The organism is Rothia aerolata (assembly GCF_014635585.1).
Taxonomy (GTDB): Bacteria; Actinomycetota; Actinomycetes; order Actinomycetales; family Micrococcaceae; genus Rothia; species Rothia aerolata.
On the sequence record NZ_BMDC01000001.1, the window covers coordinates 793578 to 815270 of the forward strand.

Consider the following 21693-nt stretch of genomic DNA (forward strand, 5'->3'; position numbering starts at 1 on the left):
GTCTTCTATTTCTTCTTCTCGTTTAGGGATTCTCGCCGCTGAGCTCTATATCGCCCACATCCGGCAAGAAAGGTGCCAGGGGCGGAAGATCGTCCAAAGAATCCAGCCCCATCTTTTCTAGGAAAAAATCTGTGGTGATGTACTGGGCCGCTCCCGTTTCGGGGTCGGGCACCGTCTGGTCAATCAGCCCCCGCTGTTGCAGGGTGCGAAAGGCCGCATCGGCGTTGACGCCGCGCACGCTGGCCACGTAGCTTCGGGTCACCGGCTGCTGATAGGCAATCACGCTCAGCGTTTCCATCACCGCCTTGGGTAGTTTCTTCGCGGTGGATCCCACCACGAACCTACCCACCCAGGGACTAAAGTCAGACCTGGCGTAGAGGCGCCAGCCCCCGGCGATTCGGCGCAACTCAAAGCCCCGGGGCTCGTGCACCGTCTCACCGTCGTCATACCCGTTGTAGTCGCGGTAGAGCTCGTCCAGGGCGGCCTCGACGGTAGGCTCGGAAACAATCAGAGCCGCCGAGAGCTCGCGGGCACTTACCGGCTGGTCCGCCACCGCCAGAATCGCCTCTACTGCCGCCTTCACACCGCCGGGTTGCAGCTCAACCCTGGAAATAACGGTCTCAGCAGCAACCTGCCGATGCCCCTTATTCTGCTGGGTTTGGGCGTACTGTTCAGCCTCTGCGGGCTCCGACCAGGGGTTCTCCGGCGCCGTAGGCTCTTCTGCTTCAACAGTGTCTTCAGCTTCCTCAGCTCCCCAGGAGCCCGAGAGCAGAATCGCCAGGTCATCATCGGTAAAATCGGGATTTTCTCCGGTAATGTCACTCATGCTCCACCTCCTGGTCGGTCTGCACTTCGGGTGCTGGTTCTTCCGCCAGTGTAAGGGTAATTTCTCCCAGGGGATCTGCCTGAACAGCCTGCACGCTCTTGCGGCGCACCAGTTCCAGCACCGCTAAAAAGCGAACCACGGCAATTTCAAACTCCCCCGCACCCTTCACCAACTCAGCAAAGGTATGCTCCCGCTGATCGTTGAGACAGGAAAGCAGAAACCTCTCTTCCGCCTCAATCGAGGTCAGCGGCTCCCGCAGGTGCCCCAGGCTCAGGCGCTCGCCCTCCGCGGCGTCGTCCTCAAAATGAGACTTGCTCAGGGCAACCGCTGCAATCTGCGCGAACTCCTGCGCCCCGATATCAAATACCAGCTCGGGCAAAACCTTCTTGAACTGCGGTTCCAGCGCAACCTTGCGGGGAAAACGCTGGGCCTCGCGTTGGAAACGGGTCTGAAGCACCGCAGAAACCTCGCGGTAGGCCCGATACTGTAACAGGCGGGCAAAAAGCAGGTCGCGGGCTTCGAGCAGGGCAAGGTCTTCTTCAGTCTCAACCGTGCCCCGGGGCAAAAGTCGCGCCGCTTTGAGATCAAGCAGGGTTGCTGCGGTAACCAGAAAATCGCTGGCCTGGTTCAGGGCCTCAGAGGTGCCCCGGTCATAGAGAGCTGAAATGTAGCTCATGAACTCATCGGTGACCTCGGCAAGCGCTACCTCGGTGATGTCCAGCTTGCGGCGGGCGATGAGGGAAAGTAAAAGATCAAAGGGACCCTCAAAATTAGTCAGGGTCAGAGTAAAGCCGGCAGAATCAGCGGCTTGGTCAGCAGGCGCATCGTCGATGTGCGCGGAATCTAAATCATGGGTGTGTGTCGGTGCCCTCACGGCAGCGTACCTTTTCGTTCGTGCGTAGGTCTCTACGGCGATTCAGACCGGCTCCTTGCCGGCTCCTTTAAATTTTGCCGCATTGCCCGCGCCACTTCAAGGGTCGGGCGCGGTTATATCGCCCACGTGGAAAATATATGGAGGGGCTCCATCTAGATTATCGGTATACCTCACGTCGATGAGCAGCTCTCACTACGCTAACCACCAGCTCTGCATCAAAAATATCGTAGATAACCCTGTATTGCCCCACCTTAATGCGCCAGGCGGTTTGATGCCCTACCAGTTTGGTCGAATGATAAGGTCGGGGGTCTTCTGATAATCCCTCAAGCATAAAAATAATTTGTTCCTGCACAGACCGCGGCAATTTTCGTATTTGCTTTTTCGCAGGATTAGTCAGTACTACCGTATAGCTCATAAACCAAGCTCAGCTTTAAAATCCTGAAGAATAGTACGTTCGCCGTCGTCCTCGGCCTGAGCTTCTTCATACGCCAAAGAATCTTGTTGAAGCTCATACGCCTCTAAAGCTTCTAAATCTTCGACGCTCACCAGAACTGCGGTGAGCTTTCCATTTCTAGTAATTCCGATACGTTCATTACCATATTTTGCACGACTTAGCACATCAGAAAGATCGCCCCTGAGCTCACGAGTAGAAACGGTATTTGTAAGAGTAGCCATGTCTACATTGTAGACATTGTGTACACAATTCAACAAGACACCATTTCCTGTAGCCCAGGGGCGGAAAAGTTTCCTACGTCTTAGGGCGCTCCCCCACGACTAATGAGCTCGCGCGCCAGCTGGCGGTAGGCCTCGGCACCGGGGTGGTTAGAGGCGTAGGAGAGAATGGGCTCTGCTGAGACGGTGGCGTCGGGGAACTTCACGGTGCGCTTGATCACCGTATCGAAGACCTTATCGCCGAAGGCATCGATAATACGCGCCAGTACTTCCTTAGAGTGCAGGGTGCGGGAGTCAAACATGGTGGCTAGCACGCCGTCAATCTGCAGCTTGGGGTTTAGGCGGTCTTGTACCTTCTCAATGGAGTCCACCAGCAGGGCCACCGCTCGCAGGGCAAAGAACTCGCAGATGAGCGGAATAATGACGCCGTGGCTGGCGGTCAGCGCGTTGACGGTCAGCAGACCCAGGGAGGGCTGGCAGTCAATCAAAATGACGTCGTACTCGTGCTCAACCTTGCGCAGGGCAGAGGCGAGCACCTGCTCACGGGCTACCTCATTGACCAGCTGCACCTCGGCGGCCGAAAGATCAATGTTAGCGGGTAGCAGGTCGATGTTTTCGGTTTCGGTGGGCTGAATGACCTCGTGAATATCGACCTTGCGGTCCATCATCACGTTATAAACGGTGAGGTCAAGCTCATGGGGGTTGGCACCAAAGCCTGCCGAGAGAGCACCCTGGGGGTCAAAATCTACCAGTAGCACCTTGCGGCCGCACTCTGCCAGGGCAGCGCCCAGGTTAATGGTGGAGGTGGTTTTACCCACGCCACCCTTCTGGTTCACCATGGAGATAATGCGGGCGGGGCCGTGGGTCTGTAGCGGCGCAGGGTCGGGGTAGGTCACCAGCGGGCGACCTGTGGGGCCAAGCTGCTGTTCGTTAGGAGACTGAGTCACTCACTTCACCTATTCACTAGCGGAAAAAATTAACTCTGTCTACTAGAGTACAGTGCCGGGGCAAATTGGCCGCGTCACTACGCGAGTGGTGGATTTTAGGCTTAATTTTCGTGAAAAAGAGCCTAAAATCCACCACTCGGCAAAACAGAACTAGCCAGCCCGCAACACCTTCATCAGATTGTCCAGCACCGAGGCATCCTCAATGGTTGAGGGAACCTTAAAGTCGTCGCCGGCGGCAATCTGGCGCATGGTCTTGCGCAGAATCTTGCCGGAGCGAGTCTTGGGCAGGGCGTCAACAATCTGAACATCCTTGAAGTCAGCCACCGCACCAATCTTGTCTCGCACCGAGGCAACCAGCTCGCTGGCAAGTTGCTCCTGCGTAATGTCCGCACCGGATTTGAGCACCACGTAACCTGCGGGCTTTTGCCCCTTAAGCGGGTCAGAAATACCGATCACCGCGCACTCTGCCACGGCAGGGTGGGCTGCAAGCACCTGCTCCATTGCCCCGGTAGAGAGACGGTGGCCCGAGACATTAATGACGTCGTCGGTTCGGCCCATCACAAAGACGTAGCCGTCTTCGTCGATGTAGCCAGAATCGCCTGTGGCATAGTAGCCGTCAAAGGCGGTGAGGTAGGAGCTCACAAAACGTTCGTCATTGCCCCAGAGGGTCGGCAGACAGCCAGGAGGCAGGGGGAGCTTAATGGCCAGGTTGCCTTCCTCCCCGGGGGCAACCTTCTCGCCGAAGGGGTCGAGGGTCTCCAGGTTGTAGCCGGGCACGGGTACAGAGGGGGAACCGGGCTTGATGTTCATGGGGTCGAGCCCGCGCATGTTGGCACAGATGGCCCAGCCGGTTTCGGTCTGCCACCAGTTATCCACCACGGGCACACCCAGCTGCTTAGATGCCCAGTGGTAGGTTTCGGGGTCGAGGCGCTCCCCCGCCACAAAGAGGGTTTTCAGCGAGGAAATATCGTAGTTAGCCAGCAGGTCTGCCTCCGGGTCTGCCTTACGGATAGCCCGTAGCGCGGTGGGGGCGGTAAAGAGCACCTTGGCCGAAGAATCCTGAATAACCCGCCAGAAAGCCCCGGCATCGGGGGTGCCAATGGGCTTGCCCTCGTACATCACCGAGGTGGCGCCCGCCAGCAGGGGGCCGTAGACAATGTAGGAGTGGCCAACCACCCAGCCCACGTCAGAGGCTGTCCACATGGTCTCCCCCGCTGAGATGTCGTAGATATTTTTCATGGACCAGATCATAGCCACAGCGTGGCCACCGTTATCACGCACCACGCCCTTAGGAGTACCGGTGGTACCCGAGGTGTAGAGGATATAGAGGGGATCGGTGGCTGCCACCTCTACAGGGTCAGCCGGTTCTGCCGCCGAGCAGGCCTCGGCCCAATCCAACCAGGCAATTTCCTGCCCGGCGGCAGCTGCTCGCCCAGCGGCGTCCTGAAGAGAAGTCTCAAAACCCTCACGCTCGTGAACGATTACCGTGGCCGGTGCCGACGTGCACAGCTCGATGGCTTTCTCGACGGCGGGAATGTACTCAATCTTGCGCTTGGGCTCGAGACCGCCGCTGGTGGTCACAATCACCTTGGGCTGGCAGTCATCGATGCGGGTGGCCAGCTCACTGGGCGCAAAACCGCCAAAGACGACCGAATGGACGGCGCCCAGGCGGGCGGTTGCTAGCATAGCAACATAGGCCTGGGGCACCATGGGCATATAGATCAGCACACGGTCGCCCTTTTCAACACCGGCATGAGCGAGCGCGCCGGCAAAAAGTGCCACCTCGTCTTTGAGCTGGGAGTAGGTGATTTCCCGGTGGGTTTTCTGCATGGCCGAGTCGAAGATGATAGCGGGCTGGTCTCCCCGACCGGCTTCAACGTGGCGGTCAACGGCGTTATAACAGGTGTTCAGCGTGGCGTCGGGGAACCAGCGATAGATGGGCTTGTTCGAATCATCGAGTGCCCGGGTAGGCTTGCTAATCCAGTCGATGGCTTCAGCGGCCTCCAACCAGAACCCTTCGGGATCCTCAACACTGCGCTGGTAGGTAGAGGCGTAGGTATTGTGCTCGGTCATCTCTTCTCTCCTTGCCTGTTTCATGAGTGAATGAGCGAGATTGAAAGCAAATCTAGTGGTGAGAATCACAATAATCAATACTTTGTATACATAAAATCCAAAAAATTTCTTAAAGCCGTCTTTTTTCAAGAAAATTTTTGATTTTTGTATACATTGAGGCTTTTACCCTCTACAGTGGTGTGCAACACAGATCGTGGGAAGCAAGAGAGGTAGAGATGAGAGCCAGCGACAAAGCCTATGAAACCCTCAAGGCAGACATCATGGCGGCTCATCTCACCCCCGGCTCGGTTCTTGCCGAGGTTGAACAGGCCCAGCGGCTGGGGGTTTCAAGAACCCCCGTTCGCGAAGCTATTAGCCGTCTGGTCTCCGAAGGTCTGGTGGAGCCCAACCCCGGGCGCGGGGCGATGGTCTCGCCGGTGTCTTTGGAGAACGTCTACCGGCTGTTTGAGCTGAGGGTCAGCCTAGATTGCACGGCGGCCCAGCTTGCCGCACAGAGGGGTGACCCCCTGGTTTTTGAGGCTTTAGCGCAGAGGTTTCAGGCGGCGGTAAAAGAGCTCGAAGCAGAGAAGCAGAATCTCCAGCTCTACTACGCGCTGGTTCAAGAGCTCGATCAACGGATTGATGAAGCCGCCGATAACCGCTATCTGCTTCAGGCACAACAGAATATCCGTTCCCAGCTCACCAGAATTAGAACCCTGTCGAAGACCAATCCGGCCCGGCTGATTCAGGCAGCACGCGAGCACCAGCAGATTTGTCAGGCGATAGCCTCGGGCGAGCCCGAGATTGCCGTGGCAGCCACCAAGGTTCACCTGTACAACGCACTGGTTGCTATCGAAGCCGCCCAGAGCCAGCACCACGAACTTTTCACCACCACGTCAGAGAGGTAAGAAGATGACCGTAATGCACAAGGTCCGCGTATACAAGTCCGAAGAGAACCTTCCCCGCGAAGACCAGCTCGCCTTTAAAATCGCCCAGGTTGCCGCCGACCCCGTAGAGGTGAGCCCCGAGGTTGAGGAAATGGTCATCAACCGCATCCTTGATAACGCCTCGGTTGCCATTGCTTCGCTGAACCGCGGCCCTATTGTTTCTGCCCGAGGCCAGGCGCTGGCTGCCCGCCCCGGCCCCGGCGGCTCGGGTTCCACTGTTTTCGGGGTGGACGCCGCCACTAAGGTTTCTCCCGAATGGGCGGCCTGGGCCAACGGTGTGGCGGTGCGCGAGCTGGACTACCACGATACTTTTCTGGCAGCGGAGTACTCCCACCCCGGAGATAATATTCCTCCGATTTTGGCGGTGGCCCAGCACATGGGCGCCACCGGCAAAGACCTGGTGCGCGGTATTGCGACCGGCTACGAGATTCAGGTGGATCTGGCCAAGGCAATCTGCCTGCACAAGCACAAGATTGACCACGTTGCCCACCTGGGCCCCTCGGCGGCAGCGGGTATCGGCACCCTGCTGAAGCTCGATACCGAGACCATCTTCCAGGCGGTTGGCCAGGCCCTGCACACCACCACCGCCACCCGCCAGTCCCGCAAGGGCGAAATCTCCACCTGGAAGGCCCACGCCCCCGCTTTCGCCGGAAAAATGGCGGTTGAGGCGGTAGACCGGGCCATGCGGGGCCAGACCTCCCCGGTGCCCATTTACGAGGGTGAGGACGGCGTGATTGCCTGGCTGCTGGACGGCCCCGATGCCCGCTATGAGGTTCCCCTCCCCGCTCCCGGCGAGGCTAAGCGCGCCATTCTTGATACCTACACCAAGGAGCACTCAGCAGAGTACCAGGCCCAGGCATGGATTGACCTGGCCCGCAAGCTCCACCGCGAGCACCCCGAGTTCGCCAACCCCGAGAACATCGAGAAGATTGTTCTGCATACCTCCCACCACACCCACTATGTGATTGGCTCGGGCGCCAACGATCCGCAGAAGTACGACCCTACGGCTACCCGCGAAACCCTGGATCACTCCATTCCCTACATCTTCACCGTGATGCTCCAGGACGGCGAGTGGGACCACGTTGCCTCCTACGCCCCCGACCGCGCCCAGCGGGCTGAGACCGTAGCGCTGTGGCACAAGGTCACCACCGAAGAAGACCCCGAGTGGACCCGCCGCTACCACTCCCTGGATCCCCAGGAGAAGGCCTTTGGTGGCCGGGCGGAGATTACCCTGGCCGACGGCACGGTCTTCACCGAAGAAATAGCCGTAGCAGACGCTCACCCGCTCGGCGCTCGTCCTTTCGCCCGCGAAGACTACATCGGCAAGCTGCGCAAGCTGGCCGAGGGCACAATCGACGAGAAAGAACTCAATCGCTTTATCGAAGCAACCGAAAACCTCTCCTCGCTTGAGGCCGGTGACCTTGACCTACTCAACGTCACCGCGGCAATCGAGCTGGAGAAAGCTCAGGGAGGTATCTTCTAATGCTGTTTTCACAAAAAACCGCCGCCGAAAAGCGCAAGCACCTTCGGGAGATTCTTGCCTCGGGTAAGACCCTACAGTTCCCCGGCGCCTTCACTCCCCTCTCAGCCCGCCTGATTGAGGAGAAGGGCTTTGACGGAATTTACATCTCCGGCGCCGTGCTGGCTAACGAACTGGGCTACCCCGATATTGGCCTGACTTCACTGACCGAGGTTGCCCAGCGCGCCGGCCAGATTGCACGACTGACTGACTTACCCGCCATTGTGGACGCCGACACCGGCTTTGGCGAGCCCATGAACGTTGCCCGTACTATCCAGGAGCTAGAAGAGGCTGGTCTGGCTGGCTGCCACATTGAAGACCAGTTTAACCCCAAGCGCTGCGGCCACTTAGACGGTAAGAATATCGTGGACGAAGACACCGCGGTGAAGCGCATTCGCGCGGCAGCCCAGGCCCGGCGCGATGAGAATTTTCTGATTATGGCCCGCACCGACCTGCGCGGTATCGACACCCTTGAGGCGGCTATTGAGCGTATGAAGGTGCTGGTGGACGCCGGTGCCGATGCGATCTTCCCCGAAGCGATGAAGGATCTCTCAGAGTTTCAGGCAGTGCGCGATGCGCTGGAGGTTCCAGTACTGGCCAACATGACCGAGTTCGGCAAATCGGCGCTCTATACCAAATCGGATTTTGAGAAGATCGGTATCAACCTGATTATCTACCCGGTAACCCTGTTGCGTTCTTCCCTGGGCGCTATGGAGCGGGTCTTGGACACCATCGAGGCAGAGGGTACCCAGGAATCCTACGTTGATCAGATGTTCACCCGCGCCCGTCTCTACGACCTGGTTGATTACGAGGCCTATAACACCTTCGACACCGGAATCTTCAATTTTGAAGTACCCGACCGTTTTAAGTCCTAACACTTTTTGATTCAAAGGAGAATCACCATGACCGAAGCAGATATTAAAAAAGGGCTCGCCGGAGTAGTAGCTGACTACACCGCTATCTCCAAGGTCAACGCCGAGACCAACTCCCTGCTCTACCGCGGCTATCCGGTACAGGATCTCTCCGCCAAGGTGGGAACCTTCGAGGAGGTTGCTCTGCTGTTGTGGGACGGCGAGCTGCCCGACTCCCAGCGGCTGAGCGAGTTTGAGCGCTTTGAGCGCTCCCACCGTGCCTTAGATGAGAAGCTCAAAGCGGTGATTGATGCCCTGCCCACGGACTGCCACCCCATGGATGTCTGCCGCACCGCGGTCTCTTTCTTGGGTGCGGCCGATCCGCTCTCAGAGGACTCCTCCGAGTCAGCCAATATGGAAAAGGCATGGTCACTTTTTGCCACCATGCCGGCGGTCGTTTGCTACGACCAGCGGCGGCGTCGCGGTGAAGAAATCATTGCCCCGCGGGAGGATCTCGACTACTGCGACAACTTCCTCTATATGGCCTTTGGCGAGGTGCCCAGCCCCGAGGTTAAAGAAGCCTTCAAGGTCTCAATGGTGCTCTACGCCGAGCACTCCTTTAACGCCTCCACCTTCACCGCGCGCGTCATTACCTCCTCCCTCTCCGACCTGCATTCGGCCATCACCGGCGCAATCGGGGCGCTGAAAGGCCCCCTGCACGGCGGCGCTAACGAGGCGGTACAGCACACCTTTGACGAAATCGGTGTAATCGAGGGTGAGTCAGAGGCAGACGCCAAGGCCCGCGCTAAGGCATGGATGGACGACGCTCTGGCGGCCAAGAAGAAAGTGATGGGCTTCGGCCACCGGGTCTATAAGAACGGTGACTCGCGCGTGCCCACCATGCAGGATGCTTTCTTCGACATGGTGCGCTACTTCGACCGCGAAGACATGATTGGCCTCTACAAGGGTCTGGCAGAATCCATGGACGAAGCCAAGGGAATCAAGCCCAACCTGGACTACCCCGCCGGCCCCACCTACCACCTGATGGGCTTTGACACCCCCACCTTCACCCCCATCTTTGTCTGCTCCCGCCTCACCGGCTGGACAGCCCACGTGATGGAGCAGCTGGCAAATAACTCGCTGATTCGCCCGCTGTCTGCCTACAACGGGGTAGATGAGCGCTCAGTATAAGGGAACTCCCCTTAGAGGTTGGCCATAAAGTAGTCGCTTGACTTGGCAAGATAGCTACGCAGGGCTTTCTGAGCGGCTACTTTCTCGCCAGCCTCTATGAGTTCTAAGAGCTCCGCGTTGAGGTCAACAAACTGGGCGTGAAAATCCACCACGGTCACAAAGCTGAAGAAGAGCAGGCGCATCTCTGCCAGCGCAGAGCTCATCAGGGTATCGAGCCGAAGGCTACCAGCCTGGGCCACCAGCAGACGGTGGAAGTCCTGGTTCGCTGACGCCATAGCCGAGACAGACCCGGCGGCTCGAGCCTGCCGGGCTTTCTCAATGACGGCGCGGATCGCGGGCTTCTCGCCGGGGCCTGAAAGCTCAATGGCCGTGGATTCTAGAGCCAGGCGCATCACCATCAGCTCAGAAATTTGCTCCTTATCGGGGCTTGCCACAAATACGCCGCGGTTAGGAATCTGCTCCACCAGGTTCTGGGCAGACAGTACGGTAAAGGCCTGGCGCAGGGTATTGCGGGAGATTCCCAGCTCGGCAGAGATTTTCTGCTCGGAGAGCTTACAGCCGGGCACCAGAGCGCCGTCATTCATGGCTTTTTTCAGCACCTTCACCGCCCAGGCTGTAGCGTGGGCGTGTGAAGGTGCTGGCAAAGACCCAGCTATCTCTTTGAGGCTGGGAACAAGGTCTAGGGTTGTGGTTTCTGGATTCACACACCTATTTTAGGGGTCAGCCTCAAGATTTTTCGGCAAAGCGAACCAGCACATCACCGGCAGCTACGCGATCTCCGGTAGACAGCGGAAGCTCAGCCACCGTACCCGCGGCATCGGAGTAAACGGGCACCTCCGTTTTCATGGCTTCCAGCAAAGCCACCTGGTCCCCGGCAGAAACCGCATCACCTTCAGCAACCAGCAACCGAATCACAGAACCCGCCATGGGGGCGGTCACCGCCGCAGCGGCGTCGTCCTGAGAATCCTCGGCAAGCCCCTGCCCCGAGCCCATCGAGGCAAAGACCGCATCGGGCATGCCCACCTGCTTGGGCGAGCCGTCAATTTCCAGGGTAAAGCGGGTCATACCCGTGCCCGGAAAGCTTCGAGCGCCCACCGGCAGCAGGCCCTGCTGATAGGCCGGGTCGATCTCTAGCTGCTCCCCCAGCTCGTTATCAATCCAGGTGGTGTAGATGCCCAGCTCGCCATCCTCGGCGGTGAAAGCGGGGTGCTCCATCATCATGCGGCTAAAAGGAATCACGGTGGCGATACCCTGAATTTCCAGCTGTTTGAGGGCAAAGCGGGCACGGTTGATAGCGCGCTGGCGAGTGGTGCCGGTGACAATCAATTTAGCGAGCATGGAATCGAAGCTACCGTCGATCACGGTGCCGTCTCGCACGCCCGAATCCCAGCGGATACCGTGGCCGGTGGGCACGTTGATAGCCTCGATGGTACCGGCTGAGGGCAGGAAACCCCGGGCCGGGTCTTCGGCGTTGATACGGAACTCGATAGCGTGCATCTTCGGCCGGGGCATCTCGGTGAAGGCCAGGGGCTTACCAGCGGCAATATCCAGCTGCATGCGCACCAGGTCTACCCCGGCGCTTTCCTCGGTGACCGGGTGCTCCACCTGAATACGGGTATTGACCTCAAGGAAGGAAACGGTGCCGTCTGCGGCAATGAGGAACTCACAGGTTCCCACGCCCAGGTACCGAGCCTCACGGAAAATATCCCGCGAGGCCTTTTCTAGCAGGGCAACCTGCCCATCGCTGAGGAAGGGGGCGGGCGCTTCTTCGATGAGCTTCTGGTGCCGCCGCTGGAGCGAGCAGTCGCGGGTGCCCAGCACGACGACGCCGCCGTGGGAATCTGCCGCCACCTGGGTTTCCACGTGGCGGGGCTTCTCTAGAAACCGCTCCACAAAACATTCGCCGTTTCCAAAGGCACCCACCGCTTCGCGGACCGCCGCTTCAAAGGCTGACTCGACCTCAGAGAGATCTCGCACCACGCGCATGCCGCGGCCACCACCGCCGTGGGCTGCCTTGATGACGATGGGCAGACCGTGCTCCTCGGCAAAAGCGCGGGCGCCGTCGGGGCCGTCCACCGGGCCGTCGCTGCCCGGTGCCAGCGGAGCCTGCACAGCCTGAGCTATCTTGCGGGCCTTGACCTTATCCCCCAGGGCGTCGATGGTCTCGGGCGAGGGACCAATCCAGGTGAGGCCGGCGTCAATCACGGCCTGGGCGAACTCGGCATTCTCTGCCAGAAAGCCGTAACCGGGGTGAATATCGGTGGCTTCTGCCCGAGCCGCGATCTTCATAATTTTCTCGATGTTGAGGTAGGTTTCGGCAGGAGTAGTACCCTCAAGCGCGTAGGCTTCATCGGCGAGTACGGTGTGAAGGGCCTGGGCATCTGAATCAGCGTAGACCGCAATGCTTCCAATGCCCTCCTGCGCGCAGGCTCCAATAATTCTCACAGCGATTTCACCGCGGTTGGCGATGAGTACTTTACGCACGGGACTCTCCTTGGTCGTCAGTGGTGGGAAGGGGGAAATAGGTAAAACGTAGGTGGCTTCCGGGAGCTGCCTGGGCCACCAGCCGCAGATCTTGGGGGTGCACCGTGGCAATCACCGGGTAGCCGCCGGTCACCGGCCTGTCTGCCAGAAAGACCACGGGTTCACCGTTGGGCGGCACCTGGATAGCCCCGGTCACCATTCCCTCTGAGGCAAGCTCGCCGGTGCGTTTTCTTTCAAGAACCTGAGCGGGGTGAGAGTCGCCGTTTTCTTCCGGGGCCACCCCGGCGGCGTCCTGCGGATTCTCCGCCGGCTTGAGCCGGGCTCCGATTCGGTTAGATTCGGCGGTCACCTGCCAGGTGGTCTCGGTGAAACGGGCCAGCGACTCCGGGGTAAACCAGTCGTCGCGGGGCCCGGCAATCACGCGGATTTCGGTGGGCTCCTGCTGGTTGGGCAGGGGCGCAAGCCGCTCAATGGGCTGGACGGCGCCCACCTGCTCCTGCGCCGGAGCTAGGCTAGCGCCGGCGGCCAGGGGCGGGCTACCGATACCCGAGAGGGTATCGTAAGAAACCGACTCGGCACTGACCGATGCCCTCACGCCTCCGCGCAGGGCGCAGTAGACGCGCAGGCCTCGCTCGGCAAGACCCACGTGGAGCTTCTGCCCGGCTAGCAGGGCAAAGGGCTTACCTGCGGGAACCTGCATATCAATCTTGCCCGGTTCGGCAATGGTCGCAAAGGCCTCAGCGCCGGTGAGGGCCAGCACGGAATCCTGCTGAGCCTGGAGGGTAAAACCGCCCATCAGAGATTCCAGCACCGGCGCCGTTTCACGGTTGCCCACGGCAAAATTAGCATCGCGGGCAGAGGTTTCATCGGCAAACCCCGAGGGAGAAACACCCCAGTGAGTGAGCCCGAACCTGCCGGAATCCTGAATCAAAAGCTGGGCACCGGGGTTGGTGACCGTCAGAGCGGCCCGGTGATCAGAAACCGGGAGGACTTCCTCCTCTTTCTGAAGATCGGAGCGAACCTCGATGCTCTCGCGCACGGCTTTAAATTTCACCCTCTGGCCGGGTTCCAGCAGCGCCGGAGGGTCTTGCTTGAGATCCCACAGCGGCGCCGCCGTCCTGCCAATCAGCTGCCAGCCGCCCGGCGACGTCCTCGGATAAACCCCCGAAAAATCTCCCGCCAAGCCCACCGCACCGGCCGGTACCGCGGTGCGCGGGGATGAACGGCGCGGCACCTTCAGCGCATTATCTTCGGCGTGCAGGTAGAAAAAACCGGGGGCGAAACCGGCGAAAGCAACGGTCCAGACCTGCTCGGTATGGGCCCTCACCACGGCCTCGGTGCTCAGGTCGGTCAGCTGCGCGACTTCGGCGAGATCATCACCGTCATAGAACACCTCAATCACCTGCTCCTTGCCCGCCTGGGCACCGGCCTCCCCCGCGCCGTCCCACCTAAACCCTGCGCGAAACTCCCGAGCACACGAGACAGAGTCGAAACGTACCAGCACCGTTTGGGCAGCGGGAACAAACTCCTGCGCTCCCCGCGGCGGGTGGGCCTTCAAGTGGGCGTGCACCGCCAGGGCGGTCTGCAAGTCGGAGCAGTCCACCATAACGGAGACGAGGCCAAAAGGCTTAAGTTCAATCTGTGACATTGACTAGCTCGCGGTAAAGGGAGCAATGTCCACGCCGTAGCCGGTCAGTTTCTCTCTGACAGCGCGGGTAATCTCCACAGCGCCCGGGGTATCGCCGTGCACGCAGACGCTCTGGGCGTCGAGTTTAACGATTGAGCCGTCTACAGCTACAACCGTGCCCTCCAGCGCCATGCGCAGCACCCGCTCGGCAACGGCCTGCGCATCGTGGACGACGGCGCCCGGCTCGGTGCGCGGCACCAGGGTTCCCTGCGGGGTATAGCCGCGGTCAGCAAAAGCCTCGTGCACCACGGGGATATCCAGCCTCTGAGCGGCCTTCTCAATCTCAGAATTGGGCAGGCAGAGAATGGACAGGTCCCCCCCAAAATCCTTCATCGCCTGAGCAACCGCCTGTGCCTGCTTCTCGTGGTGAACAATCGCGTTATAGAGACCGCCGTGAGGCTTCACATAGCTGACCCTGCTACCGGCGGTTCTGGCAACTGCCTCCAGGGCACCCATCTGATAAATCACCGCGTTGGTGAGCTCAGCGGGAGCAATCTCCATGAAACGGCGGCCAAAACCCACCAGATCGGGATACGCAACGTGGGCACCCACAGCTACCCCGTTACGAGCGGCGGCGGTGCAGGTCTTGCGCATGGTCAGCGGATCGCCGGCATGAAAGCCGCAGGCAATATTGGCAGAGGAAACGAGGGTCATCATGGTCTCGTCGTCTCCCATTGCCCAGGAGCCAAACGCCTCACCCGAATCTGAGTTGAGGTCAACGGTCACTGCCATGTGGAGTCCTTTCTTTAGCTGGCGCAGGGGCTTATTTTTCTTGCTCTTACCGGTAGTTACTCAACGGTGGATTCTCGGGGCGTAGCTTTTCCTCCGCCGTGAAGAATTTTTTCGAGCCCTACAGGAAAAATTGTTGAACAAAATGTAATCTGTGATGTAATTCTATGACCTAGATAACCAAAATGCACAATCACCCCGTGCCGCTGTTTCGAAATTTGACCCGGGAAACCGGCTCGACCCAGTCCGCACACCTCACAGTTCAAGGAGCTCTCGTGGCAGAACACAACCCCACGCCCGCTTCAGTCTCAGCCCACACTGAGAAGAAAAAGCAGGGCCAGCGCTCGGTCTTACTCGGCGCGCTCTTCCTCATGGCAACCTCTGCCATTGGGCCGGGCTTCATCACCCAAACAGGTCAATTCACCTACACCCTGGGCGTTTCTTTCGCCTTTGCCATCTTGGTCTCAATCCTGATTGACATCGCCGTGCAGCTCAACGTCTGGCGGGTTATCGGCGTCTCCGGCATGAAAGCCCAGGAACTGAGCAACCGGGTACTCCCCGGGCTGGGAATTTTACTCTCAGTCCTGGTTGCTCTGGGCGGCTTCGTCTTCAACGTGGGCAACGTGGCGGGCGGCGGCCTGGGTCTGAACTCCATGCTGGGGCTCGATGCCACCACCGGCGGAATTATTACCGCGGTGCTGGCAATTCTGGTCTTCCTCTCCAAAAAAGCAGGGGCTGCACTAGACAAAATCGTGGTGGTGCTGGGCGTCGTCATGATTGTCGCAACCGCCTACGTTGCAATCGTCTCCAACCCGCCGGTGGGCGATGCCGTGAAGAATATGGTGATTCCCGAGCAGATTGACTTCACCATTATCACCACCCTGGTGGGTGGCACCGTGGGCGGCTACATCACCTATGCCGGGGCCCACCGCATGATTGACGCGGGTATTTCCGGCCCCGAATATGTCAAAGACATTGCTGCCTCTTCGGTCACCGGCATTATCGTCACCGGCGTCATGCGCTTTTTGCTCTTCCTGGCAATTCTGGGAGTGGTGGTTACCGGGGTTGCCCTGGATACCGAATCTTCCATCGCCGGCCAGGCCTTCGGCATTGCAGCCGGCGACATCGGAACCCGCATTTTCGGTCTGATTCTCTGGGGTGCCGCCATTTCATCGGTGATTGGTGCCGCCTACACCTCGGTCTCCTTCTTGACCACGGCCAAGACCTCGGTGGGCGTGAAGAACGCGCTGACCGTGGGATTTATTGCTATCTCAACCCTGGTCTTCGCCTTTGCAGGCAAGGCTCCTGCCACCCTGCTGATTGTTGCCGGCGCCGTCAACGGCCTCATTCTGCCGGTAGGCTTTGCGGTGCTCTTGATTGTGGCAACTTTCAAGCGGGCTTCTCTCCTGCAGGGGTACAAGTACCCGGCCTGGCTTCTGGTAATTGGCTGGCTGTGCTGGCTGCTGACCATCTACCTGGGAGTGAACTCCCTCAGCGGCATTGCCGCCCTGTGGAATGGCTAGGCTCCGCTAGTTCCTTTCTCTCACTCGCACCTGTTCCGAGAGGCCATTTTTAGACCGTTTTTCTCAACTTTTCGGTCTAAAAATGGCCTCTCGGCGTTTTACTGGCGCTAGAAGTAAAAGCTCAGTTTCCAGCACGTAAATGATCGCAGAATCTATTTATTTTTTTGGCCGCCTTTCACTAAAGTAAAAGTAATCTAAATCACAGAGGAGGGTTATGCCAATCTACGAGTACAGATGCCCAGCTTGCGGTGTTTTTGAGCAAAATTTTTCGATGTCCAGTGTTCCGAAAGAAGTTGATTGCACGCACTGCGCGAGCAAAGCGAAGAAATTAATCTCAGCTGTAGGGCTCTCCCACATCGGTTCAGAACGAATGAAGATGATTGATTCAACTCAATCAAGTGCCTACGAACCACAGGTAATTAGCTCCCAGCCTTCGCCTGCACAAACCAACTACACGCGAAATCCGCTTCACATGAAGTTGCCCCGCCCCTGAGCCCCACACTAAACACACCAGATATTGGAGACCAAAGATGCCTGAAGTACTCTTTCCGCTTGATTCCAATAAGCCCTTTACCGAACAAGAAAAAATCGGCCATAACCGTTGGCACCCCGAGATTCCTCCCGTAGCCACGGTAAAGCCCGGCACTACTTTCCGAGCAGACTGCCGCGAGTGGTTTGACGGTGCCATTAAGAACGATGATTCAGCGGATGATATTAGGGACGCACCGCTACACAAGGTGCATGCCCTGGCTGGCCCTTTCGCGGTAGAGGGAGCCGAACCTGGAGATCTACTCATCGTCGATATCGTTGATATCGGCCCGATTCCTCAAGAGGAAGGCCCGCTGGCTGGTCAGGGCTGGGGCTATACGGGAATTTTTGCCCAACACAACGGGGGCGGCTTTCTTACAGAGCAGTTTCCTGACGCTTATAAAGCGATTTGGGACTTCCAGGGTAGCGAGTGCACTTCGCGGCACATTCCCCACGTTAAATTTACCGGGATTCATCACCCAGGCTTGATGGGAACTGCGCCCTCGGCCAAGCTCTTGCAGAAATGGAACAAGCGTGAGGGAGACTTAATTGCGACTGACCCACATCGTCAGCCTCCGCTAGCTTTGCCGCCAGAGCCCGAGGGAGCAATTTTAGGTTCTCTTTCAGGAGAAGAATTCAACCGAGTTGCTAACGAAGCTGCCCGCACCGCTCCCCCGCGTGAAAATGGCGGTAACCAAGACATTAAGAATCTGACCAAGGGTTCTCGCGTTTTCTATCCGGTATATGTTCCCGGAGCAAACCTTTCGGTGGGTGATCTTCACTTTTCTCAGGGCGACGGTGAAATAACCTTCTGCGGTGCTATCGAGATGGGCGGTTATATTGATCTGCATGTAGATATCATCAAAGACGGCATGGAAAAGTACGGCGTAAAAGAAAACGCCATTTTTATGCCCGGTCGAGGTGGCCCAGTATATTCCGAGTGGCTAGCTTTCTCGGGCACATCAGTAACCTTGGAGGGCGAACAGAAGTACCTTGATTCTCAGCTTGCCTACCAGCGAGCTATCCTCCACGCTATCGATTATCTGACCCAATTCGGCTATTCCCCCGAACAGGCCTATCTGCTCTTGGGCGCTGCACCTATTGAGGGTCGCTTCTCGGGAGTCGTTGACGTGCCAAACTCCTGCGCGACCGTCTACCTGCCCACAGAAATCTTTGATTTTGATGTTCGCCCCGGTGCGGACGGTCCCACCAAGATTGACCCCGGAATGGGAGCGCCGAAGTCGCTCAATCCTTCATAGTTGAGAAAAATGGCCTCTCGGCGGGTTTGCCCGGGCTAACCCAAAAGTTGCAGTTTTGGTTCTTATTCGGCGGTTTTAAGAACCAAAATTGCAACTTTATTTATGAGAGAAAAAGAAAAGCGCCTCACTTTCGTGAGACGCTTTTCGTCTTGGTTGCGGGGGCAAGATTTGAACTTGCGACCTCCGGGTTATGAGCCCGGCGAGCTACCGAACTGCTCCACCCCGCGGCGACTCATTCAACTATACACACCCACCGAGACTCATGCAAACCAAATGAGGCTTTTGTAAGTGAGAACACACCTGGGTGGAGTCAAAAAGAAGTGTCGTTCAGTCAACCGGCACCGGATCGTGCCTTTAAAGGATGACCGAACGACACTTCTTTTGAGCTACTCAAGAAGAAAAGCCAGAGCTTTACTCTTGAGCACCTCCCCCAGCGCTACCGGTGTCTACGCCGTCAGCCGCCAGGGCGTCGTCCAGAGCCTTCTGCAGGCGGTCCTGAGCCTCGCCGTACTTAGCCCAGTCACCGTCCTTCATCGCCTGGTCGGCATCCTGCATTGCACGGTTTGCCTCGTTGAGGGCTTCTTTAAGCGAAGCAGAATCCGATGAACCAGACGATCCCTGGTCAGCACCGGAGTCAGCAGCGGCGGCGTCCACACCCGCATCGACTGCGGTATCAGCACCCGAGGAACCGTCGAAGAGCTCGTTGAGCGCCTCGTCCAGGGTCGGGGCAAAGCCCACCTTCTCACCGAAGCCAACCAGCACGCGGCGCAGGGTCGGGTAGGCGGCGTCACCGGAGGACTGAACGTAGACCGGCTGAACGTAGAGAATACCGTCACCCACCGGCAGAGTCAGCAGGTTACCGTTGATCACGTTCGAGGCACCCTGGCGCAGCAGGTTCAGCTCGGTTGATACATCGGTATCAGAGTTGAAGTTGTTCTGCGCCTGGCCGGGACCGGGAACCACAGAAGAACGCGGTAGCTCCAGCATGGTCAGCTTGCCGTAGTCTGGCGAAATCTCGCCGTCCTTACCGGTGCCAGCATCGCCGTTAGCAGCCATGAAACCGTACATCACGTTACGGGTGTTCTCATCAGACTGCTGAGGGATCCAGCTGGTGGTCAGAGAGAAGGATGCTTCATCCTGGCCCGGCATCTTCAGTGAGGTGTAGTAGGGAGGCAACGGGGTGTTGGTGTCGGTGGTGGGATCGTTGGGGGTTGCCCACACGTCGTCACCGGCGTAGAAACTTCCCGCATCAGTCACGTGGTAGCGGTTGAGAATCTCGCGCTGCACCTTGAACATGTCCTGGGGGTAGCGCACGTGGTCAATCAGCTCGGCGCTCATCTCGGAATGGGACTTCACCGTGTTGGGGAATACTCCCTGCCATGCCTGCAACAGAGGATCCTGGTCATCCCAGGCGTAGAGGGTCACCGAACCGTCATAGGCATTCACGGTCGCCTTGACCGAGTTGCGAATGTAGTTGACGTCCTCATTAGGAAGGGCAGAAGTGGCACCGGCAGATACCTCAGAATCCACGGTGGCAGATTCCAGCTCCGAGGCCTGCGAGTAGGGGTAGCGGTCGCTGGTGGTGTAGGCATCAACAATCCAGACCACCTGGTTATCAACAATCGCCGGGTAGGGGTTGCCGTCTACGGTCAGGTAGGGGGCAGCCTTTTCCACGCGCTGGGTGGGGTCGCGATCGTAGAGAATCTGAGATTCAGGCCGGATTGCGTCAGAGAGTAGCAGGTCTGAGGATTGGAACTTAATGGCGTAGGCAAGGCGGGAGAAAGCGTTGCCCACGTTGGGGCCGCCGTCACCGGTGAAGGTGTACTTGGCGTCTGAGTTCTCGTCGCCGGCGGTAGCGGGGCGGTCAAGTTCCAGCGCCTCGTCGCCCTCAGAGCCACCCACAATCGAGTAGTCCGGGGAGGACTGGCCGAAGTAGATACGGGGCTCGTAGTCTTCGGAAATTTCACCGGTTGCGGTAATGCCCGACTGCATGAACTTGGGCTTACCGTCTGCCTCCACCTGGTTACCGTAGGCGGCAATCACACCGTAACCGTGCGTGTAGACCACGTGCTGGTTGAACCAGGAGGAGTCAGCGTTCTGCGCCGGATTGAGCTCGCGCGCAGAAATCACGGTGTCTTGGGTGGTGCCGTCAATGTCGTAGCGGTCTACCGCCAGGGTCTGCCCGAACTGGTAGTAGGGGCGGAACTGCTGGAGCTGGGAGAAGGCAGCCGAGACCACGTTGGGGTCGAGCAGACGGATGTTGGAGATAGTCTCCGACTCCCCTGCCAATGCGCCGGACGACGTCGCGGTGGTGGCGTCGTAGTTTTCGGTTTCAAGGTTGTTGAGCCCGTAGGCGGCCAGGGTCGAGTCGATATTGCGCTGGATGTACTCGGCTTCGCTCGCCTGCTCGTTGGGAACCACCTGGAAGCGCTGAACGATCCAGGGGTAGATGCCACCGGCAACAACAGCGGCAATCACCATCACCGCGGTACCGATCATGGGAAGACGCCACTTATTGGTAACGGCTGCCACCACGAAGAGCGCGGCCACCAGCACGGAGACAATCGCCAGGATTCCCTGCATGGGAATAATGGCGTTGACGTCGGTGTACATAGCGCCCGCCCACGAGCCAGACTGGTCTTGGGTTGCGGTGTAGCGGTTGAGCCAGAAAGTCACGCCGCGCAGCAGCAGGAAGATAGCCAGCATGACGGCGGCGTGGCGGCGGAAGGCGCGGGTGGTGTTAATGCCCTTATCGTGAACCTTAATGCCGCCGTAGAAGTAGTGCATAACAACGGCAGCAAGGCCGGAAATCACCACGATGGTGTTCAGCAGGGTCATCAGCATGGTCCAGAAAGGCAGGGAGAACATGAAGAATCCCAGATCTTTACCAAACTCGGGATCCTGCGAGCCGAAGTCAACCCCGTTGAAGAAGAGGGCAACGGTCTCCCACTGGGAGGTGATGCCCATGCCCACAAAGATACCCACCAGGGCGGGCACGATGAACATGAGGGTTTTGCGAGCACGGTCTACCGTGGAGCGGTAGCGTTCCATATTCTGATTGAACATGTTCTGGAACTCGGCGAAAGGATCCTGAGGGTTGCCCGCCTGGCCTTGGCCAGCACCCGGGAAAGGATTTGCTCTCGGGCGCGGGGGTGCCGGTTCCTCACCGTGCTTATAGGCAAAGTACATGCTGACCCAGACAGCAGCGGCTGAAATCAGGCCAGCTACCAGAAAGAGAGCGATTCGGTAGATATTTTCGGTGATGAAAACATTGAGATAGCCCAGCTGGTTGTACCAGAGCACGTTGGTGTAGACCTGGGTGGCAAACACGAAGGCAACCACCAGGGCTGCAACGATCACGATGGTAATGGTCAGCGTATTTTTGCGCTTGGGCGGTTGGGAACGGGGTTTGGTGGTGTCTCCGATACTCACGTATTCCTCGGGGTTGGTCTGGCGCGAACCGCGGTTCGCCTGGGCACTTGCTCTTACTCGTTAGGTCTTGTGAACCAGAGCAAATATTTCTATCTATTGTGCCAAAAAACCGCCGTTTATTCCCCCGCGCAATAGCATCTTTTTCGCTTTACGCTTCTAGCTTTCTCGCGCT

General features: G+C 58.4%; 18 protein-coding genes and 1 tRNA gene. 7 read left to right on the forward strand and 12 right to left on the reverse strand.

All coding sequences use genetic code 11. The features are described 5' to 3' along the window. Positions 1 to 22: 22 nt before the first annotated feature. The 6 genes from scpB to IEV00_RS03575 all read right to left on the reverse strand — a co-directional run bounded on the left by scpB (position 23) and on the right by IEV00_RS03575 (position 5416). Positions 23 to 826, reverse strand: a complete 804-nt coding sequence (gene scpB / locus IEV00_RS03550) for an SMC-Scp complex subunit ScpB (protein ID WP_188358923.1) — start codon at positions 824 to 826, stop codon at positions 23 to 25. Next, positions 819 to 1700, reverse strand: a complete 882-nt coding sequence (locus IEV00_RS03555; protein WP_188358924.1) for a segregation and condensation protein A — start codon at positions 1698 to 1700, stop codon at positions 819 to 821. Before IEV00_RS03555 ends, scpB begins: the two co-directional genes overlap by 8 nt. A gap of 157 nt (positions 1701 to 1857) precedes the next feature. Continuing rightward, entirely contained in the window at positions 1858 to 2115 is a 258-nt protein-coding gene (locus tag IEV00_RS03560; RefSeq protein ID WP_188358925.1) for a type II toxin-antitoxin system RelE family toxin, read from the reverse strand. Next, complete coding sequence (locus IEV00_RS03565) at positions 2112 to 2375, reverse strand: type II toxin-antitoxin system Phd/YefM family antitoxin (RefSeq protein WP_188358926.1); 264 nt, start codon at positions 2373 to 2375, stop codon at positions 2112 to 2114. The genes IEV00_RS03560 and IEV00_RS03565 overlap by 4 nt, the downstream gene beginning before the upstream one ends. Positions 2376 to 2455: 80 nt before the next feature. After that, complete coding sequence (locus IEV00_RS03570; RefSeq protein WP_188358927.1) at positions 2456 to 3319, reverse strand: ParA family protein; 864 nt, start codon at positions 3317 to 3319, stop codon at positions 2456 to 2458. Positions 3320 to 3469: 150 nt separating this feature from the next. Beyond that, entirely contained in the window at positions 3470 to 5416 is a 1947-nt protein-coding gene (locus IEV00_RS03575; RefSeq protein WP_188358928.1) for a propionyl-CoA synthetase, read from the reverse strand. 191 nt (positions 5417 to 5607) lie between these two features. On the opposite strand from IEV00_RS03575, the gene IEV00_RS03580 reads away from it, so the two are divergent. Genes IEV00_RS03580 through IEV00_RS03595 form a run of 4 tightly spaced genes read left to right on the forward strand, consistent with a single transcriptional unit; the run spans position 5608 to position 9879 of the window. Beyond that, positions 5608 to 6279, forward strand: a complete 672-nt coding sequence (locus IEV00_RS03580; RefSeq protein ID WP_188358929.1) for a GntR family transcriptional regulator — start codon at positions 5608 to 5610, stop codon at positions 6277 to 6279. A gap of 4 nt (positions 6280 to 6283) precedes the next feature. Further along, positions 6284 to 7801 carry an MmgE/PrpD family protein gene (locus IEV00_RS03585; RefSeq protein ID WP_188358930.1) on the forward strand — a complete coding sequence of 506 codons (1518 nt, stop codon included), beginning with the start codon at positions 6284 to 6286 and terminating at the stop codon, positions 7799 to 7801. Continuing rightward, the gene (gene prpB / locus IEV00_RS03590) at positions 7801 to 8712 is read left to right on the forward strand and encodes a methylisocitrate lyase (RefSeq protein WP_188358931.1); all 912 of its coding nucleotides are present in this window, start codon (positions 7801 to 7803) and stop codon (positions 8710 to 8712) included. The genes IEV00_RS03585 and prpB overlap by 1 nt, the downstream gene beginning before the upstream one ends. Positions 8713 to 8739: 27 nt before the next feature. Next, positions 8740 to 9879, forward strand: a complete 1140-nt coding sequence (locus IEV00_RS03595) for a bifunctional 2-methylcitrate synthase/citrate synthase (protein ID WP_188358932.1) — start codon at positions 8740 to 8742, stop codon at positions 9877 to 9879. 11 nt (positions 9880 to 9890) lie between these two features. On the opposite strand, the gene IEV00_RS03600 is transcribed toward IEV00_RS03595, so the two are convergent. From IEV00_RS03600 to IEV00_RS03615, 4 genes are all read right to left on the reverse strand, one after another. Then, positions 9891 to 10523, reverse strand: coding sequence for a GntR family transcriptional regulator (locus IEV00_RS03600; protein WP_188358933.1), 633 nt, complete (start codon positions 10521 to 10523; stop codon positions 9891 to 9893). Between the two features lie 82 nt (positions 10524 to 10605). Next, positions 10606 to 12363 carry an acetyl/propionyl/methylcrotonyl-CoA carboxylase subunit alpha gene (locus IEV00_RS03605; RefSeq protein ID WP_188358934.1) on the reverse strand — a complete coding sequence of 586 codons (1758 nt, stop codon included), beginning with the start codon at positions 12361 to 12363 and terminating at the stop codon, positions 10606 to 10608. Further along, complete coding sequence (locus IEV00_RS03610; protein WP_188358935.1) at positions 12356 to 14011, reverse strand: 5-oxoprolinase subunit B/C family protein; 1656 nt, start codon at positions 14009 to 14011, stop codon at positions 12356 to 12358. Before IEV00_RS03610 ends, IEV00_RS03605 begins: the two co-directional genes overlap by 8 nt. 3 nt (positions 14012 to 14014) lie before the next feature. Next, complete coding sequence (locus IEV00_RS03615; RefSeq protein WP_229723045.1) at positions 14015 to 14782, reverse strand: LamB/YcsF family protein; 768 nt, start codon at positions 14780 to 14782, stop codon at positions 14015 to 14017. Positions 14783 to 15054: 272 nt separating this feature from the next. On the opposite strand from IEV00_RS03615, the gene IEV00_RS03620 reads away from it, so the two are divergent. The 3 genes from IEV00_RS03620 (at position 15055) to fmdA (ending at position 18089) form a co-directional block, all read left to right on the forward strand. Beyond that, complete coding sequence (locus IEV00_RS03620; protein WP_229723046.1) at positions 15055 to 16302, forward strand: NRAMP family divalent metal transporter; 1248 nt, start codon at positions 15055 to 15057, stop codon at positions 16300 to 16302. 214 nt (positions 16303 to 16516) lie between these two features. Continuing rightward, positions 16517 to 16795, forward strand: coding sequence for an FmdB family zinc ribbon protein (locus IEV00_RS03625; RefSeq protein ID WP_188358937.1), 279 nt, complete (start codon positions 16517 to 16519; stop codon positions 16793 to 16795). 37 nt (positions 16796 to 16832) lie between these two features. Next, positions 16833 to 18089: a formamidase gene (gene fmdA / locus IEV00_RS03630; protein WP_188358938.1), complete on the forward strand. Its 1257-nt coding sequence runs from the start codon at positions 16833 to 16835 to the stop codon at positions 18087 to 18089. 150 nt (positions 18090 to 18239) lie between these two features. Here the strand turns inward: fmdA and IEV00_RS03635 are convergent. Together IEV00_RS03635 and IEV00_RS03640 are read right to left on the reverse strand one after the other, a co-directional pair. Then, positions 18240 to 18316 (reverse strand) — tRNA-Met (locus tag IEV00_RS03635). Between the two features lie 184 nt (positions 18317 to 18500). Continuing rightward, on the reverse strand, positions 18501 to 21521 hold the full coding sequence (locus tag IEV00_RS03640) for a UPF0182 family membrane protein (protein WP_373868216.1): 3021 nt from the start codon (positions 21519 to 21521) through the stop codon (positions 18501 to 18503). Positions 21522 to 21693: the final 172 nt, after the last annotated feature.

Bases quoted from the DNA above. Each gene is read 5' to 3' on its own strand.
- scpB (WP_188358923.1), bottom strand. From the start codon at position 826: ATGAGTGACATTACCGGAGAAAATCCCGATTTTACCGATGATGACCTG.
- IEV00_RS03560 (WP_188358925.1), bottom strand. From the start codon at position 2,115: ATGAGCTATACGGTAGTACTGACTAATCCTGCGAAAAAGCAAATACGA.
- IEV00_RS03565 (WP_188358926.1), bottom strand. From the start codon at position 2,375: ATGGCTACTCTTACAAATACCGTTTCTACTCGTGAGCTCAGGGGCGAT.
- IEV00_RS03575 (WP_188358928.1), bottom strand. From the start codon at position 5,416: ATGAAACAGGCAAGGAGAGAAGAGATGACCGAGCACAATACCTACGCC.
- IEV00_RS03580 (WP_188358929.1), top strand. From the start codon at position 5,608: ATGAGAGCCAGCGACAAAGCCTATGAAACCCTCAAGGCAGACATCATG.
- IEV00_RS03585 (WP_188358930.1), top strand. From the start codon at position 6,284: ATGACCGTAATGCACAAGGTCCGCGTATACAAGTCCGAAGAGAACCTT.
- prpB (WP_188358931.1), top strand. From the start codon at position 7,801: ATGCTGTTTTCACAAAAAACCGCCGCCGAAAAGCGCAAGCACCTTCGG.
- IEV00_RS03595 (WP_188358932.1), top strand. From the start codon at position 8,740: ATGACCGAAGCAGATATTAAAAAAGGGCTCGCCGGAGTAGTAGCTGAC.
- IEV00_RS03610 (WP_188358935.1), bottom strand. From the start codon at position 14,011: ATGTCACAGATTGAACTTAAGCCTTTTGGCCTCGTCTCCGTTATGGTG.
- IEV00_RS03615 (WP_229723045.1), bottom strand. From the start codon at position 14,782: ATGGCAGTGACCGTTGACCTCAACTCAGATTCGGGTGAGGCGTTTGGC.
- IEV00_RS03625 (WP_188358937.1), top strand. From the start codon at position 16,517: ATGCCAATCTACGAGTACAGATGCCCAGCTTGCGGTGTTTTTGAGCAA.
- fmdA (WP_188358938.1), top strand. From the start codon at position 16,833: ATGCCTGAAGTACTCTTTCCGCTTGATTCCAATAAGCCCTTTACCGAA.